This window comes from Nonomuraea longicatena (assembly GCF_039525605.1).
GTDB lineage: Bacteria > Actinomycetota > Actinomycetes > Streptosporangiales > Streptosporangiaceae > Nonomuraea > Nonomuraea longicatena.
On record NZ_BAAAHQ010000047.1, the window covers coordinates 1 to 16,209 of the forward strand.

The 16,209-nt window shown below is 69.0% G+C and carries 19 protein-coding genes; 4 read left to right on the forward strand and 15 right to left on the reverse strand.

The genetic code is table 11. The features are described 5' to 3' along the window. Positions 1 to 124 precede the first annotated feature (124 nt). From ABD120_RS34840 to ABD120_RS34900, 13 genes are all read right to left on the reverse strand, one after another. Positions 125 to 1,276: a site-specific integrase gene (locus tag ABD120_RS34840; protein WP_343954584.1), complete on the reverse strand. Its 1,152-nt coding sequence runs from the start codon at positions 1,274 to 1,276 to the stop codon at positions 125 to 127. After that, positions 1,273 to 1,494 (reverse strand): helix-turn-helix domain-containing protein, encoded by a 222-nt coding sequence (locus tag ABD120_RS34845; RefSeq protein ID WP_343954585.1) that lies wholly within the window; start codon positions 1,492 to 1,494, stop codon positions 1,273 to 1,275. The genes ABD120_RS34840 and ABD120_RS34845 overlap by 4 nt, the downstream gene beginning before the upstream one ends. Next, positions 1,491 to 2,633 carry an AAA family ATPase gene (locus ABD120_RS34850; protein ID WP_343954586.1) on the reverse strand — a complete coding sequence of 381 codons (1,143 nt, stop codon included), beginning with the start codon at positions 2,631 to 2,633 and terminating at the stop codon, positions 1,491 to 1,493. Before ABD120_RS34850 ends, ABD120_RS34845 begins: the two co-directional genes overlap by 4 nt. Then, positions 2,630 to 3,517, reverse strand: coding sequence for a bifunctional DNA primase/polymerase (locus tag ABD120_RS34855; protein WP_343954587.1), 888 nt, complete (start codon positions 3,515 to 3,517; stop codon positions 2,630 to 2,632). Before ABD120_RS34855 ends, ABD120_RS34850 begins: the two co-directional genes overlap by 4 nt. 68 nt (positions 3,518 to 3,585) lie before the next feature. Continuing rightward, positions 3,586 to 3,894 carry a hypothetical protein gene (locus tag ABD120_RS34860; RefSeq protein ID WP_343954588.1) on the reverse strand — a complete coding sequence of 103 codons (309 nt, stop codon included), beginning with the start codon at positions 3,892 to 3,894 and terminating at the stop codon, positions 3,586 to 3,588. Between the two features lie 189 nt (positions 3,895 to 4,083). Further along, positions 4,084 to 6,321 (reverse strand): hypothetical protein, encoded by a 2,238-nt coding sequence (locus ABD120_RS34865; protein ID WP_343954589.1) that lies wholly within the window; start codon positions 6,319 to 6,321, stop codon positions 4,084 to 4,086. Next, the gene (locus tag ABD120_RS34870; protein WP_343954590.1) at positions 6,318 to 6,545 is read right to left on the reverse strand and encodes a hypothetical protein; all 228 of its coding nucleotides are present in this window, start codon (positions 6,543 to 6,545) and stop codon (positions 6,318 to 6,320) included. The genes ABD120_RS34865 and ABD120_RS34870 overlap by 4 nt, the downstream gene beginning before the upstream one ends. Next, the gene (locus ABD120_RS34875) at positions 6,542 to 7,483 is read right to left on the reverse strand and encodes a hypothetical protein (protein WP_343954591.1); all 942 of its coding nucleotides are present in this window, start codon (positions 7,481 to 7,483) and stop codon (positions 6,542 to 6,544) included. The genes ABD120_RS34870 and ABD120_RS34875 overlap by 4 nt, the downstream gene beginning before the upstream one ends. After that, a complete protein-coding gene (locus ABD120_RS34880) occupies positions 7,480 to 7,875 on the reverse strand; it encodes an RRQRL motif-containing zinc-binding protein (RefSeq protein ID WP_343954592.1) in 396 nt (131 codons plus the stop codon). The genes ABD120_RS34875 and ABD120_RS34880 overlap by 4 nt, the downstream gene beginning before the upstream one ends. Next, positions 7,872 to 8,066: a hypothetical protein gene (locus ABD120_RS34885; RefSeq protein ID WP_343954594.1), complete on the reverse strand. Its 195-nt coding sequence runs from the start codon at positions 8,064 to 8,066 to the stop codon at positions 7,872 to 7,874. Before ABD120_RS34885 ends, ABD120_RS34880 begins: the two co-directional genes overlap by 4 nt. A 181-nt stretch (positions 8,067 to 8,247) precedes the next feature. Beyond that, positions 8,248 to 8,526, reverse strand: coding sequence for a WhiB family transcriptional regulator (locus ABD120_RS34890; RefSeq protein WP_343954595.1), 279 nt, complete (start codon positions 8,524 to 8,526; stop codon positions 8,248 to 8,250). Then, entirely contained in the window at positions 8,523 to 8,672 is a 150-nt protein-coding gene (locus ABD120_RS34895; protein ID WP_343954597.1) for a hypothetical protein, read from the reverse strand. Before ABD120_RS34895 ends, ABD120_RS34890 begins: the two co-directional genes overlap by 4 nt. A gap of 131 nt (positions 8,673 to 8,803) precedes the next feature. Further along, positions 8,804 to 9,013 (reverse strand): hypothetical protein, encoded by a 210-nt coding sequence (locus ABD120_RS34900; protein ID WP_343954598.1) that lies wholly within the window; start codon positions 9,011 to 9,013, stop codon positions 8,804 to 8,806. 346 nt (positions 9,014 to 9,359) lie between these two features. Between ABD120_RS34900 and ABD120_RS34905 the strand changes: the two genes are divergently transcribed. Both ABD120_RS34905 and ABD120_RS34910 read left to right on the forward strand, forming a co-directional pair. Continuing rightward, positions 9,360 to 10,196 carry a hypothetical protein gene (locus ABD120_RS34905; RefSeq protein ID WP_343954600.1) on the forward strand — a complete coding sequence of 279 codons (837 nt, stop codon included), beginning with the start codon at positions 9,360 to 9,362 and terminating at the stop codon, positions 10,194 to 10,196. 7 nt (positions 10,197 to 10,203) lie between these two features. Continuing rightward, on the forward strand, positions 10,204 to 11,010 hold the full coding sequence (locus ABD120_RS34910) for an integrase (RefSeq protein ID WP_343954602.1): 807 nt from the start codon (positions 10,204 to 10,206) through the stop codon (positions 11,008 to 11,010). 9 nt (positions 11,011 to 11,019) lie between these two features. Here the strand turns inward: ABD120_RS34910 and ABD120_RS34915 are convergent, their stop codons facing one another. Continuing rightward, positions 11,020 to 11,448, reverse strand: a complete 429-nt coding sequence (locus tag ABD120_RS34915; protein ID WP_343954604.1) for a GntR family transcriptional regulator — start codon at positions 11,446 to 11,448, stop codon at positions 11,020 to 11,022. 154 nt (positions 11,449 to 11,602) lie between these two features. On the opposite strand from ABD120_RS34915, the gene ABD120_RS34920 reads away from it, so the two are divergent. Next, entirely contained in the window at positions 11,603 to 12,262 is a 660-nt protein-coding gene (locus tag ABD120_RS34920) for a hypothetical protein (protein WP_343954605.1), read from the forward strand. Then, positions 12,259 to 12,549: a hypothetical protein gene (locus tag ABD120_RS34925; protein WP_343954606.1), complete on the forward strand. Its 291-nt coding sequence runs from the start codon at positions 12,259 to 12,261 to the stop codon at positions 12,547 to 12,549. Before ABD120_RS34920 ends, ABD120_RS34925 begins: the two co-directional genes overlap by 4 nt. 259 nt (positions 12,550 to 12,808) lie before the next feature. Here ABD120_RS34925 and ABD120_RS34930 read toward each other — a convergent pair whose 3' ends face one another. Beyond that, a complete protein-coding gene (locus tag ABD120_RS34930; RefSeq protein ID WP_343954607.1) occupies positions 12,809 to 15,481 on the reverse strand; it encodes a tetratricopeptide repeat protein in 2,673 nt (890 codons plus the stop codon). Positions 15,482 to 16,209 lie beyond the last annotated feature (728 nt).

A 16,209-nucleotide genomic window follows, 5' to 3' on the forward strand; every position in this document is an offset into this window, starting at 1 on the left:
AGAGCACTTCACTCGTAATGAAGGGGTCTCGGGTTCGAATCCCGAAGGCGGCTCCAGGTCAGAGGCCCCTTGTGTGATCACGGGGGGCCTCTGGGTGTCTAACTGGGTGTCTAAGCGTCCGGACTCACGCCTTGAAGATCCGATCCATGGCGATGGCACCCTCTTGGAGCACCGGCCTGATCTGCAAGCGGTAGACCAGCTCTGTCACAGCCGTGCTGCGGTGGCCGACCAAGCGGGAGATCTCATCGAGTGGGATGCCCTGGTCTGAGAGCAGTGATACGAAGCTATGCCGAAGCTCTCGCGGCGTCCACCCTTTCGGGTCAAGGTCGGTCTTGGCGATGACCGCGCGAAACGCGCGGCGCACGTTGTGGGAGTCGAGCGGTGTGCCCACAGTCGAGGCGAACACCAGGCCGTGATCCTGCCAGTGTTCCCCGGCGGCTTCCTTATCCGCATCCTGTTGGATCTTCTGGGCCTTCAGCGCGTCCACAGCGCGTTGCGGAAGTGCCAGCGTGCGCCGGGACTTCGGGGTCTTCGTATCTCCTCCGTTCCTCACCGACCGCCACACCGCTACGAAGGGCGGGACAGGGGGTTCTGCGTTCGGAGTACCCACCAAGTCCACGTGATCCCATGTCAGAGCCCTGAGTTCCTCGGTGCGTGCTCCGGTCAGCAGGGCCAGAACCAGGTAGCCGTACATTCGGGTGCCCAGTGCGGCTTTGAGTACGGCTTCCGCTTGAGCCAGTGTGAGCGCCTTGGACGGGCGGCCGTCCTTGCCACGAGGGACAGAGCAGAGGTCCACCACGTTCCGCTTGACGAGGTCACGGGCCATGGCGCGCTTTATTGATCGGTTCAGATAGGACCTGATCAGCCGGAGTGTGCTCGTGCTGAGCGTCTTGGCCTTCGCCGCGAGCCACTTATCCACATCCTGTGCGCTGAGTTCGCGTAGCTTCCGCTTGCCCAAGGCGGGGATCACGTGCACGCGGCACATGATCTGACCTGCTTCGTAAGTGGCCTTGTCGCGGTGGCTCAGCTCGTACTTGAGCCAGTCGTTCACGGCCTGTTCGACGATGACGTCTCCCTTCGCGAGGGTCAGGCCGTCTTCGTAGTCCCTCAGAATCTCTCTGAGCTTGTCCTTGGCTTCGGTCTTGGTCTTGCCGGTCCCCTTCTTGACGATGCGCTTTCCGGCAGGTGTGTAGCCGACCGTCAGCGTGGCGATCCAGCGTTGGCGGCTCTCGTCCCAGTGCAGGCCACCGTCTCCCCTGCTGCGTCGTGTGGTCATGCCGCGTCCTCTGCTTCCTTCTCCAGGAGGGCGATGTAGTCGTGGATGCCGTGTGCGGTGATGAGGCGGGCGCGGCCCTGTTTGACCGACCGCAGGCGGCCGGTGCGGATCTGCTCGTAGATGAGTGAGCGGCTCATGCGGAGCAGGCGCATGGCGTCGGGGATGCGGTATAGCTCGATGTCGGAGGGCCGGACGCTGTCCGGCGTGGAGAGGGTCATGACGGCAGGTTCTCCTTACGGGCAGGGACAGCGGGGACAGCAGACAGCGGCGCCTGTCCCTCTTCGATATTGGTATCGGCGCAGGTCGGAGCATGTTCAGGGACAGTGGGGACGGCGGGGACACCGTCGTGGCCCTGTGTCCCCGGTAGGCGGTAGCGGCCGTCGGCGTCTCCGCAGAGTTGCCCGTCGGCGGCCATGCGGGGGCAGGTCTTGCGGACGTTGTCGTAGGAGATGCCGGTGGCGTCGGCGATGGCCTTGGGTGTGCTGTTCGGGTGGGCGCGGACGTGGCGGACGATGGCGGCGCGGGTCTCCGACAGGTTGTGGTCCTCGGGTGGGCCGTCCAGTAGGTGCCAGGCTCCTGTGGCGGGTTGGAAGGCCATGGCGTATTCGGCTTCTTCGACGTCGCGGCCGGTGACGTGCAGGACGCCGTCGGCGGTGCCGCGTGCGCGTTTGAGGACCAGGGTGGCGTCGGCGGCTCCGGCCAGGCCGTTGGTGCCGGAGACCTGTTCCAGGAAGTCGTCGGAGCCCATCTTGCGGACGTGGTGGACCAGCACGACCGCGACGCCGTGGGTGTCTGCGAGGCGTTTGGCGTGTCCCATGGCGGTGTAGTCGGCGTCGTAGGCGGACAGGCCGGGTGGCGGGGTGCCGCGTACTTTGGCGAAGACGTCGATGACGACCATGCGGGCGCCGGGGTGGCGTTCCAGCCATCGGGCGATGGCTTCTTCCCCGCCCTGCGGGAGGGTGGGGCACGTCGTGGCCAAGGTCAGGTCTTTGGGCGCGGGCTGGCCGCTCAGGATCTTGCCCATGCGGTTCTGCAAGCGGCGCGCGGTGTCCTCCAGCGCCAGATAGAGCACCGGCCCCGGCTCGACGTCGATGGCTTCCAGGGCCTTGCCGCCCCCGGCGACCGCGACGGCCACGCCGAGTGACAGCCAGGATTTGCCGACTTTGGGTGGTCCGGCCAGCAGGTTGAGTCCTTCGGCGATGACGCCGGGGACGGCCCATCTGGTCGGGGGGAAGGTCATGGCCATCAGTTCGTCGGCGGTCCATGAGGTGCGGAACGCCGGGGTCGTGCCGGGCGCTGTGGGCGCATTGACCGCATCACCGGCGACCAGGCGCAGGTGTGGCAGGTTCTCACTCATGCGGCCACCGTCCGGGGGCGTCGGGCACCGGCCCGTAGCCCTGAGGCGATGGTGCGCGCGGCTTCGCCGTACGGCTGGCCGACCTGGTGGGCGGCGTCGGACAGCCAGCCGGTGACGTCCACCTCGCGGAGTTCTCCACCGGCCACGAGCTGCCCGAGGGCGACGGCGGCGCGGTAGAGGGCGGTGTTGTGCCCGTGCGGCGGCGAGCCGGTCACCCGCTCGATCTCCGCGTTGATTGCGGCGCGGAGGTAGGCGCCGTGCCGGTCGGCGGCCAGCGTGACCGCGACCGGCTTCTGCACCGGCAGCGGGTTGGGGCGCAGCAGGTCGGCGAGCCAGCCGGGCAGCGGGGCGACGGGCGGGGCGTGGAGGATCTGGTAGGTTCCGTGGCCGTCGTCGGCGGTGACGTGGCTGCCGGGGCCGACGACGTACCCGCCGGACGCGCGGGTGTCGATCAGCCAGCCGAGCGCGCCCTGAGTGTTGGCGAATGCGGCGTCCGCTGGGGTCGAGTAGTAGAGGTGCTGGCCGCCGCGCCTGGTGCGTATCCGTACGGTCTCCAGCGGCAGCGGCTGGCCGTGCCCGGCGCACAGGGCGGCGAACACGTCGGCGCCGCCTGTGATGCCGGGCCGGTCCCATTCGGGTGGTGGGGCCCGGTAGGGCTTGGGCACGTCCAGGTCGATGACCAGCAGCCGTGAGGGGCCGCAGGCCACCCCGATGTTGTAGGGCCGGTGCGCCCACCAGGCGCGGATGACGGCGGGATCGGTGGTGGCGCGCTGTTGCCAGCCGCCGAAGCCGCGCGGCGGGATCTTCGCTCCGGGTGTGAGTGGGAAGACGTGCCAGCCGCGAGCGGCGGCGGCCAGGGCGTAGCGCAAGGTCGGAGTAGTCATGCTGATTCCCTTCGGGGAAGTCGTGGCGGGTGGTCGGTCAGCCGGTGCCGTTGTGGCACAGGTGGTGGTCAGCGGGTGCCGTCGTGGCGTAGGCGGCGGAGGTAGTTGTAGAGGCGGCGGCCGATTCGCAGGCGTAGGCCGGTGCTCTGGCAGTAGCGGCACCAGCGCTTGACGCGGCCCTTGGGGGTGATGGTCTTGCCGACGCCTTCGCAGCGGCGGCAGCGCGCGAACGGCGCGACGGCGCAGGCGGCGGCGTAGCCGAGTGCCCACACCAGGGCGGCCAGCAGGGCGCCGGTGATGATCAAGGTCAGGGGCGGCGGCAGGGTCGCGGTGGCGGTCGCGCCCTGGCCGGTCGCGGTCGCGGCCAACAGGGTCATGGCGGGTCTCCTGAACGGGTTTGTGGGCGTGGTCGGCGGGGCGCGCTACCCGCGACCTGCGGGTATCCGCGCTGATCAGAGCCGGTTTCGTGGGTCGCGGGGCGGGTCGCGCGGGCGCGACCGGTCGCGGGTGGGTCGCGACCCGGCGAACCCCCGGGGATGGCGGGTTCGCCGGGGCGCGGGTGTAGTTCAGGCGGCGTTGTCGCGGCGGGTAATGGCCGTCTGGACGGCGGTCCGCCTGGCACCCTTGAGCGCCTTGCCGTCCCGCTTGATGTCCACGGACGGGACGCCGAGCGCGCGCACCTGAGCGGAGATCGCTTCGGGGGTGAGGTCGGCGTAGTGCTCGGGGATGCGCTCGGACAGCCGGGCGGCGATCACCGCCCACGGCAGCCCCGACTCGGCTTGGAAGACGGTCAGGACGTCGGCGAGCACGTCGCGCACTTCGCGGACGGCGGCCTGCCCGGCGGCCATGCCGGACAAGGTCGCGGCGCGTTCGCGTAGCTTGCGCGCCTGCTGAAGGATCTTCTCGGCGTCTTCGGCGTCGGCCAGGTGGAAGCGCACCGTGGGTGTGTCGTCGCTCGCGCCCCGCAGGATGCCGACGCCCTTGTAGGAGGGCAGCAGCGTGGAGGAGTCGAACCCCTCCGAGTACGCGCCGGACCCCAGCACCAGGTCGGAGACCTGCCACGAGCCGGTGCGCAGTGCGATGCGGACCTGGTGGTTGTCGCGGAAGCCGGTGAAGGCGGTGGCGGTGTCGCCGGTGCCGACTCCGCCGGGCTTCTGGGTGGCGTCCAGCACGATCACTCCGGCGGCCGGGGCGACCTTGACCAGGTAGACCAGTAGGGCGGCGATCTCCTTGTTGAGTTCCTTGTCTCCGGTGTCGAAGTACTCCTGGCATTCGTCGATGACCACCAGGCGCACGGGCATGCCGTACTGCGGGTCGCGGGCGATCTGCCGGGTGAGTTTCCCTTCGGGGCAGACGTCCACCGGCAGCTCTGAGAGCCGCTGGTAGCGGGCTTGGACGTCCGCCTTCAGGTCACGCAGGGCTTGAACGAAGATCTCCAGCGGGTCGCCGTCGCGGGTCGGGGTGAACCCGAAGGAGCAGGAGTGCGCCACCAGGGCGAACTTGCGCCAGTCGGGTGAGCCCTTGCCGTCGAACACCTCCAGCCGCACGTACGGGTCGAGCGCCGCGTACAGGGCCAGCAGGCGGGCGGTGAAGCTCTTGCCCTGCCTGGGCTGGGCGCCGACCAGGATGGACACCCACATCATCGGGAGTGTGACCGCGTTGCCGCGTTCGTCCAGTCCCAGCGGGGCCGGCTGCCAGATGTCGGTGGGCTTGCAGGCCAGCAGCGGGGTACGGCCCGCAGGGGTGGCCAGCGGGTCGGAGTCGGCCACCCACAGCCAGTGCGAGCGGTGCGATTCGGGGTCGCGGGACAGGGTGACCTGCGCGAGCGCCACGTCCAGGCCGGAGGCGATCTTCTCGCGGGCGTTGAGTGCGTCGGCGAACGTCTTGCCGTACGGGAGGTTGACCAGCACCTTGCTGCCGCTGCCCTCCCTGGCCATGGCGGTCCCGAACTCGATCTTCAGGTTGGGCCGGTCGGGGTGCCCGAGTCCGGCGGCGTAGTACGCCCTCAGCACGATGTCGCTGTTGAGGCGGCGGTAGCGGCGGGTGACGACCGCCGTAGGGATGATCGGTGTTCCAGTCGGCCTGCCGTAGCGGGCCAGGACCGGCACCAGCCCGGCGGCGATGACGACCTGGTAGAGCGGTTCCAGGTGCGCCACCACCGTGGCGGCCACGGCCAGGGCGATGAGCTGACCGGCCAGCACCACGCCACGCCACCGGCGGGTGGCCTTGCCCTCCCGGTGCAGCTTGAGCCACATCGCCGGGTCGTTGTCGGTGGCGGCCTGCTGAAGCAGCGCGTACTGCTCGTTGACCCACCACCAGCGCAGTTGCCGACCGATGAGCCGGAACACGCCGACGATCGCGAACCACAGCATCTTGGCCAGGTACCAGGGCGCACGCACCGTGTGGAAACCGGTGATGTGCGCCCACCGCGCCCCAGTGGTCTTGACCGTCACAGCGAGGTTGGCGCGGCGCAACGCGGACGGGATGATCGGGCGACGGCCCTCCTTCACTGTCTCTGAGGCCGCGTCGTCAGGCAGATCCACCGGGACCGGCACGGCGTCGACGGCGGTCGGGGCCGGGTCAAGCTCGATCTCGTAGGAGGTGTCACGGGCGGCCGAACGCCGACCGCGATGGTCCGTCTCCTCCTGAGGTCCGCTCTCCTCGGGTACGGCGGGGAGCACGCTTGTCCGGGCTTCCGGCGGGCCGGTCTGGATGCTGGGCTGGTCGGTGAAGGCGAAGCCGTTCAGGCTGGCCACGGGAGTGTTGCCGGGCTGGTGGCCCGGCTCGTGCGGCGGCTGGGTCATGATGGGGTCACCTCGTTGCCTTCGCTGGGTGCGGGGTCGCAGGGCGCGGCCGGAGTCTTGGCGGATGAGGCCGCGCCCTTGTCGTCGTGGTTGTTGTGCTGTCGGAAGGCCGCGCGGATCTCGGCGCGGGTTCGCTCGCCGGTGACCCACATGCGGATCACGGTCCCCACCGGGACGGCGACGGTGACGGCGGTCACGGCTGCGGCGACGGTGGTCATGGTCATCGGCCCGGTTCCCCTCTGGCGGGGTCGGTGCGTAGGGCGTCGCGGATGGCGCGGGCGGTGTCCATGCCGCACCCGAGCGCGCGCCGGAACTTGTCGGCGCCGGAGTCGGCCGACAGCCGCCCGGTCTCGACCAGGTGGCGCGCTCGGGCGGTCAGCTCGTCCACGGCTGCGTTCGCCCTGTACGACGGGCCGGTAGGGGTACCGTCGGGGTCGTGGTGGAGGGCGGCGAACGCGGCCAGGATGATGGGCAGTGCGGTGACGATCGCCACCGCGACGACTGGCCCGAGAATGTGCAGGACGAGTCGGGACACGGTGAAGTCGGAGGCGATGAACGGCAGGTACGGCCAGGCGTTCATGCCGAGGGTGAGCCCGAGGAACAGCCACTCGATGCGTACCAGCGTGCGGTCGTTGAGCGGTCTGCCGCGTACGCCGAGGAAGGCGCGGGCGCCGACGACGACCAGTAGGGCCAGGGACAGGAACGGCTCGACCAGCCAGGCGAACACCCAGCCGGGCGACCAGGCCGGGGCGCCGTCGGCGGCGAAGTGCTGCACCCCGGCGGTGGACCAGGCCAGCGCCAGGGTGAGCGACACCAGTCCGGCGGTGACCAGCAGCTTGCGCATCCGGTCGGCCTGCCAGGCGCGCATCTCCGGATCCCGTCCGAGAGCGTGCAGGCGGGCGGCCTGGTGGGCGGCTGTACGGCGGGTGCGGACCTTGGGCGTGTCCAGCAGGATCGGGGTGTCGTCGTCCTGGAGGTCGGCCAGCAGGTGCGCTTCGGCGACCTGGGCGCGCAGCTTCCGCACCCGCTTGGTCTCCCCCATCTTGGGTGCGGGTGGCGGGGCGGCGGGTCGGCTGTTGGCGAGGTGTTCGAGGTCGGCCAGCGCGGCGGCCATCTCCTCCGGAGTCGGCTCAGGCGGGTCGGGGTTGAAGGTCATACTCATGCGGCGTTCTCCGTCCGCTCGTGATGGCAGGTGGTGCAGGTGTCGGCGTAGCGGGACAGCACGAACCCGGCGTCCTGGCCGCAGTTCGCGCAGCGGCGGCGGGCGGCGTTGGCCTTGGCCAGGGCCGCCCACCGGGCGGGGGTCATCGGGCGTTTGGGCAGCGCGCACCGGATGTCGTACAGGTAGGCGGCGCGGATCCCGCCGCGTGTGCCGTACCGGCGCGAACGCCACAGGATCTGCGCCTGGATGTTCTGTCCACCGGGGCGCAGGCCGTGTGCGGCGAGTTGCCGGACGGTGAGCAGGTGCGGCGGGGCCATCCGCCATGGGTAGGTGGGGATACCGCCGTACGCGGCGCCGGTCGGGTCCCAGAAGCGGGCGCGGATACGGCTCACCACGGACCTCCCCAGCAGCGGGTGCAGCCGGGGCGGGCGCACCAGTTGGCCGGGTCGGCCGTCCACACCTGGCAGGCCAGATCGATCGAGGCGCGTATCCGGGCCCTGGCGTGCGCGGCGCGGATGGCGCGCGCCAGGTCGGCGGCGGCCAGCCCCGCGATGAACAGCAACGGGTACAGGACAGTGCTCATGGAAATCCTCCTCACTGGCCGGACTGGGAACGGGCGAGCGTCCGGCAGCGGCGGCAACCGCCGCGCGGGCGGGCGCCGTGGGTTCGGCACACCTGCACCGGTGGGGCCGACGTGCCGCAGCGGAGACAGCCGCACGGGCTGTGTGAGCGGCGGGCGCAGTCAGAGCAGCGGAAGACGGCCATCACGCCGCCGCCTGAGCGCGGATGCCGTCGCGGTCGTCCTGGCTCAGCCCCGCCCACACACCCTCGACCGGGTCGAGCGCGAGAGAGTAGGACAGGCACTGCCACAAAGCCGGACAGGTGACGCAGACGGCCTTGGCGCGCTGCTCACGCCGTAGGCGCTGATCGAAGGTCTCCCAACCCCTGCCGCCGGTGAACAGTTCGGCGGTGTCGGGGCCGCAGGCGGGACCGGCGGCCAGCACGGCGTCCAGCAGGCCGGACAGAGTGGAAGGGCCGGTCACAGCCACACCCCCGTCCCGACCAGCAGGTCAGCCAGGGTGAGCCGGGCGCAGGTGGAGCAGATGGGCGGGGTCGGGGACTCCATGCCGGGCTCGCACGGCTCCAACCCGTCGCAGACGGCGCAGACGTACTGCACGTCGTGGGTCATGATGAGAATGCCTCTCTTGAGGAGGTACCGGGGCGGCTCGTGTCTTGGCGGATGAGGGCCGCCCCGGGTTCAGAACGATGTGTGGGTGAGGTCGCCCCCGCTCAGCACGCACGCGGCTGGCGAGAGGCTGGCTACATCTGGACGCTGATGTCGCCGACGACGACACCCGCCTGTACGCCGACGCGGGCGTGACCGTTGCGGATGTTGGCGATGTTGCGGCCGGGTTCAGGCGTCTCGACGGCGGGCTTGTTCTTGGTCGGCTTGTTCTCGGGCCGGGGCCCGACCTTGCCGACCTGGATGGCGGTGGTACCGGAAGAGGCGACGTTCGTCTTCTCGGACACGGTGAAGCACTCCTTCGATGGCTGGGTGGTGGTCAGAGGGCGAGGGTGTTCCTCGCGGGTCCGCCTTTTCTCTGTGGGAGGCGGTGGCCCCGGATTCAGTTGTTCAAGCGGCGAGTGCGACAGCCATGCGGCGCGCGGCCCGGAGGCCGCCTTCCTTGCGACTGTGCTGTGTTTACCCCTGCGAACCGCTCCGGTTTGCCGGGGTGACCTCAGGTAAGCACGCCTAAACCGCGATCGTCAACCCCCATAAACCAAGAAAGTATCTGGGGGTAGTCTCAGCCTCTTTGGCATAGCCCTATAAACCCGACTAGAGTGCTGATAGGGCCCCTAGACCGGAGACGGTGAGATGAACGAGCTTGAGAAGCTGGCCGCGATGGAAGACCCGGGAACACGGGCCAAGGCTGTAGGCGATCTGATCGATGAGCACCAGGTGGCCATCGCCGAGCTATCGCGGGTGCGCCGTGAGGCGATGCACGAGATGTTGGCTAACGGCATGACCCAGAGCCAGATCGCCGCCCACCTCGACATGACCAAGGGGCGGATCTCTCAGCTTCTATCGGCTGGAACCAGGCCAGAGCGCGCTTTCTTTGGCACCGGCAAGATCACGGTGGCCATTGGCGCCAAGCGTGAGACCGGCCGGACCGATCCGAGTGACACGGTGTCCGCCGAGTCCTTCAGCGCCTATGACCTCCTGGCGGACGCGGCGCGAAGTGTCGGGCTCGACGCGTCCAAGGAAGTCGTCCCAGCCCCCGGGCTGGTGCACCTGAACCGCCCGAACCTCATAGTCCTGACCAACCCTCGCCTTCTGCCGTTCCTCAGTCAGGTGATGGAGGCCGACCCGCACATTCGGTACGTCGTGGATGATCACGGCTGGTACCTCACCGATCTCACGGAGGGCAAGGAGTACCGCTCACCTCGCGATAAGGGAGAATCGGCCGACTACGGCTATGTCGGCCGACTGCCACGGCCTGACGGGAAGGGCACCTTCCTGTACATGGCCGGCACGCACGCGCCGGGAACGCTCGGCGCCGCGCACTACGTCGTGGACAACCTGAGCACGCTCTACAAGGAGTTGAAGACGCGGCGCTTCTCCACGATCGTCCGATACGAGTTCGAGCCCGGAAATCAGCTTGCGCTCCGGTCGGTGGAGCAGGTCACGCCGCTCTACCGGCACGAAAGCTGATGCCGCGATGCGTGTCCAGATCGTCAGTGAGCCCGGCTCGCCAACCCGGGCGAACGAGGACCTTGCCATGGCCCAGCCGAACCGGCTGCTTGTCCTCGACGGACTCACGGAGCGCACCGAGTCGGGCTGCGTTCACGGCGTCGTCTGGTACGTGAACGCACTCGGTGGAGCGATCATGCGGCAGAGCGACAGCCTCACGCTCCGCGAGGTCCTCGGTGCCGCGATCAACGACACCGCAGATCTTCACAGCTCGACCTGCGACCTGTCCCACCCGGGCACACCTGCCGCTGCGGTGGGACTTGTTCAGCTCGTGGATCACCGGCTCAGCTACCTGATACTCGGCGACGTCACAGTGGTTCTGCGGGCCGGGGACAAGGCGGACGTTGTCACCGATGACCGCCTGCTTCGCGTGAACGAGGCCCTCCACTCGGCGGTGCCCGTTCCGCCCGGCGCCGACTCCAGCGAACGGCAAGCCGGACTGATCCGCCGGAAGCATGCAGAGTTGGCCGTCCGGAACAAGGAGGGCGGCTACTGGGTCGCCGCTGCCGACGCCGACGTTGCCGGGCAGGCGGTGACCGGCAGCAGGGACAGCGCCGAGATTCGGCAGCTTGCCGTCCTCACCGATGGGGCGTCGCGGGTCGTGGAGCCGTTCGGGCTCACCGATTGGTGGGGGCTCATGGACACCTTGGCGGCCGAAGGGCCTGACGCCGTGGTGGGTCGGGTTCGAGCGGCGGAGGCCAGCGATCCGATCGGACACCGCTGGCCCCGCAACAAGCCTTCAGACGATGCGACAGTCGTCTACTGGGAGCGGTAGCACGCAGGCTCAATCAGCCTGCGTGTCGTCCGACGAGGGGCCAGCCACGATCTCCGACCGCCCCAGCACCCGAGTACGCCCGTCGGCGTAGGTGACCACCAGCACCGGCTCACCCTCGGGGAGACCCAGCGTCGAGCGCTCCGCAGCAGTCGGCATCCGCGCCGTGATCCGTGCGGGCTCCTCCAGGTTCACCACCGCCAACTCCGGAGGCTCCCGGACCGTGCTGCCGCGCCGGTTCTCGGTGTCGATGAGCCCTTCGGTCCGCAGTAGCCGAAGGGCCTGGCGGATCGTGGCCTTGCCTGTGCCGAACTCCTCGGCCAGCGCGTCTTCGTTCTTGAGCTTGTCGCCAGGCCGCAAGACGCCCTCTTCGATCTGGGCGCGCAGCAGGTCGGCCACCTGCCGGTAGAGCGGCGTCCACGAGTTCGGATCAACCTTCACCGTCCCATGATTCTTTAGATATAGCGCTGGTGCACCTTTACGCTATTACGTAATAGAGGAATAATCATCCTGCGTTGACGAAGTCACAGCAGGGAGCGGTGCCATGAGCACGAAGCTGCAAGTCCCTTACATCACAGCTTGGTCTGAAGAGACCATGGATCATGGCCTGGGGTTCGTCTGGGCGGACGAAGCCGATGGGCTACGTCTCACATACGGCGACCCCCACCCCGGCGACTGGTCGCTGGGCGTCCTGTGGATGCGCCAAGGACTCACGGGCGGGGGCAAGCCCGAATGGAAGCGGGTGAATGCCCTCAGACAGCGGCGGTGCATGCTCCGGAAGCTGTGCCAGGTATGCGGCGGGTCGGCCGTTGACCAGGTCACCGGCCGTACCTGGTGGCTCCTGGCCGACGAAGCCGACCAGGGGCCACCCGCCGCCGGATACACGAACGCGCCCCCGACCTGCCTGCCGTGTATCCCCGACTCGCTGACCCTGTGCCCGCACCTGCGGCGGGGCTCCGCCGTCTACACCGTGGGGGACGCCCAGCCGTACGGCGTCATCGCCGACCTCTTCGCCCCCTCCGGCGGAAAGAAGATCGCCCACGTCCAGCGCAGCGCCACCCTTCAACTGGACGAGTTCCGCAAGCTCCAGCACGCCCTGGCCAAACAACTCCTCGTGGTCCTCGACGACCTGATTCCGTACCCAGGCATCCCTCGCGTCCCCGAATCCCTGCCGACCGAAGACCCCTGTCTCCGGCTCAGGAGTGTCAGCGGCGGCGACACGCCAGTGGTCTCTCGGCGTCCGGGCGCGCTATGAGAGATCCGGACCCGGTGCTCGTCCTCGCCATCAGCGGGCTGGGGCCCTACTGCCTGATCCTGCGCACACCCGAGACACGGGTGTGGGACGAGACCGCCGCCCTGTGCGGCCAGTGGGCGATGGTCGGCAACCACTGGGGCGAACCGTGCATCTGGGAACCGCTCATGGACACCGTGTGTGACGCGTGCTTCCAGGCCCTTGCCCGCGAGCCCACGACACAGCCCACACCGTCAGAGGCCGGGGCGGGAACGGACGCGGCGAGTCCGGTACACGCGCGGGCCCGATAGACCGGCGCGGCGGTGAGCGCCCCACCTCGATGAGTCAGGCCCGACCCCCCAGGGCTTCGAGGTGCGTCCCCCGTGGCAGCTCCCGCCGCGCCTCCACACTCTTCACCAACGCCACACTTTGTCCCAAGTATCCTCGACATCAATTCATGTCGCTGACCAGCGTAAGCGCCCCATATTTCGAGGAACACGACTCTGAGTTCCTGTCCCGGCCGGAAATCTTGAGATCACGAGGCGGAGGCAGCGTGGGAGCGGACTCGCCCTATCGGTCAGATGTGCCGGATCTCCAGTAGGCGAGGCTGCTCCGGACCGCCAGTGTGTTTGGGTCCTCGGGGCCGAAGACGCGTTCAAGGACAGGGAGCAGGGCGGCGAATTGGCTGCGGGCCCCCTCCGCATCGCCCGCCTCCCCGGTCGAGGTGGCGAGGTTGCTCCGGACCGCCAGTGTGTTTGGGTCCTCGGGGCCGAAGACGCGTTCATAGATGGGGAGCAGGGCGGCGAATTGGCTGCGGGCCCCCTCCGCATCGCCCGTCTTCCCGGTCGAGGTGGCGAGGTTGCTCCGGGCCGTCAAGGTGTTTGGGTCCTCGGGGCCGAAGACGCGTTCAAGGACAGGGAGCAGGGCGGCGAGTTGGCTGCGGGTCCCCTCCGCATCGCCCGTCTCCCACGTCCAGGTCGCGAGGTTGCTCCGGGTGGTCAAGGTGTTGCGATCCTCGGGGCCGAAGACGCGTTCATAGATGGGGAGCAGGGCGGCGAATTGGCTGCGGGCCCCCTCCGCATCGCCCGCCTCCCCGGTCGAGGTGGCGAGGTTGCTCCGGGCCGTCAAGGTGTTTGGGTCCTCGGGGCCGAAGACGCGTTCAAGGACAGGGAGCAGGGCGGCGAGTTGATTGCGGGCCCCCTCCGCATCGCCCGTCTTCCCGGTCGAGGTGGCGAGGTTGCTCCGGGCCGTCAAGGTGTTTGGGTCCTCGGGGCCGAAGACGCGTTCATAGATGGGGAGCAGGGCGGCGAATTGGCTGCGGGCCCCCTCCGCATCGCCCGCCTCCCCCACCCGGTAGGCGAGGCGGCTTCGGGCGGTCAAGGTTTTGGGGTCCTCGGGGCCCGAGGTCTGCAGATGGTGGGCGTGGATCCAGCGCTGGATGTCCACCGCAGTGTGATAGTCACCGCTGGCGGCAAGATAAGCGCAGACCTGTTCAAGGCCGAGCGAATCGGCAGGCAGCACAGCGCGTGCGTGTGGTGTGAGCAGGTGGTAAGTGGGCCAGTTGTCGGGATCTTCGGGGATCTCGGGGAGTGCGGCCTGAAGTAGCTCGGCGGCCTGGCGCCGGACTGCCTGCGGAAGGTCTCCGGTGAGCTGGGCCTTGGTGGTGGCCTGGACGAGGCGATGGACACCGATCAGGTCTACTGGCTCATCGGCGTCATCGTCGCCTGGGGCGGTGGTCAGGGTGACGAGGCTGTAGGAGGCTAGCAGCGCCAGCGCCTCGCGGACTGCGAGACCACCGTCGCGGCGGCCGTCAACGTCGTCGAGGCCGTCCAGGACAGTGCAAGGCAGATTGTCCGGGGCATAGAAGGCCAGCAGGTTCAGCACCCAGGCGGCCAGCGGGTCGATTGCACTGATGCGCTGGTAACTGAGCGTCCACACCTTCGCCACCACCCGCGCGCTGTCGTCTCCTGCTGCACCGGCGGCGAGCATCCGATTCGGGATGTCTTCGAGCGAGCGCAGGTATCCGCGTACGGTCGTGCGCGGTGTGCGGGCGATGTAGGCGCCCGCCTGGGCCAACGCCAGCGGCAGATCCCCCAATTGCTCGGCCAACTCGTCCAGCAGCCTCTCCCGGCGGGACTCCGACGGGTCGAGCAGACCGGCCAGCAGGGCGATGGAGGCCGGACGAGCCAAGAGGGCGAGCCGCAGCGGGGCGACGCCCAACCGCTGCCAGCCGATGTCGCGCCGGGTGGTGATCAGCACGTGTCCATGGGTGAGACGGCCCAGGTACGGTTCGACGTCGGCGGATTGCTCGACGTTGTCGAAGACCACCAGCCAATCGCGGTGGGCGCTCAGCCACGCCAGCGCCCACGCGGCGGCCTCTTCCGCCGTGGCCTGCCCGGCGGCAGCAGCGTCCACCCCCGCGACCAAGGCGCGCGTCAGGGCGCCCAGTTCAGCCTGGATCCGGGCAGGGGACTCGGCGTCGATCCACCACACCAGCCGGTAGCCCCCGCCGTGCCGGTGGGCGTACTGCAACGCCAGTTCGCTCTTGCCCACCCCGCCCAGCCCGACCACCGCCTGGCTGATCACCCCCAAACCCTCGCCTGTGGCAAGCGTGCATCGCACGCCGTCAAGGGCCTGCTCACGGCCGACGAAGCCGGACACCGGCCGACGCGGCAACCCGACAAGCCCAAGCGGTTCCCGCACCGCGTCCACGGGCGGCAGCGACGGCCGCTCAGGCAGCACATCCCCGGCGAGAAGCATGCCGGTGAAGTCCCCGCCGACCATCATCGCCCGCTGCCCGGCCGTCTGCGTGAAGCCGGTGATCGCGGTGGCGTGGTTCCCGCTCATCACCGGAGCCTGGGCATCCCCGCCGACCGAGATCGCGCGCTCCCCCTCGACCGAGGTGCTACCGGGGCCACTCACCCGCGCTTGTCCGGAGACCTGCCCGACCACCCTGCCGCCCGACATCGTCCCCACTACGGGCGAGCTCTGCCCGGACGAGGACGGCCCATCCGACGCGGAAGACGCGTCCGGCTGGGCGGGGACGGACGCGCGGAACTGCGCCCACAACGTCACCGCGGACAGCAGGAGGCCGCCGATGCCGGTGAACATGCTGACCACGCTGGCGCGCTTGTCCAGCACGTCCTCCGTCACCGTCGGCCCTTGACCGGTATCGGCGAAGAAGGCGATCATGCCCACCGCCAGCAGAGTCAGGGACACTGCCGCCGCCGCCCAGGCCAGCACGCGCGGCCACCGGCGTACGCGTGGTTCCGGAGGGGAAGAAGGAGAGGCCGTCACCGTTCCAGGATGACGGCCACACCACCGGTCGCGTACGGCATATGCGAATCTGCGCCCGTCATACCCGCTTACGGCACACGGGCCTATGAGCCGTCGCGCAACAGCCATCCTCACACCTGTCCCTGACGTCCCTGCTGTCCCTCCACGTTGTGGACCAGCGCAAACAGGGCTCGCTTGAGGGACATGGCTCCATGCGCCTTGTCCCAGGTGTCCCAGGCGGGGCCCTGGGCTGGCGAGCCGTTGACCACGCCAGGTGCGGCAGCAAGCCCGGGAGTGCGCTGGCTCTATCAGCCAGACGTCGCCGGATTGAAAACCGAACCTCGGTCGTGCCCTGCTGGCAGGTCGGCGCACGGAGGTGAACGTGTGGACGACCTTGATCAGATGTGAGACGGACCTGCCGAGCGATCGTAGGACGCCTCGTGCGAGGGCATGGCTGCAACATGTTGCAGCGGTTCTCCAGGGCGCGGTTCCGAAAGGCACGCGATGCGCTTCGCGCTCCCAACCTGAGTGACAAAGTGAGTGACAACCGCCAAAGACGATCACGGACATTGGGGGATCCCTGCGGATGCTTCCAAGGCGCCAACCAAGGGCAACAAGCTCTGGAACGTGTGTTCGATTTGACTCGTAATGAAGGGGTCTCGGGTTCGAATCCCGAAGGCGGCTCGCAGTTTGAC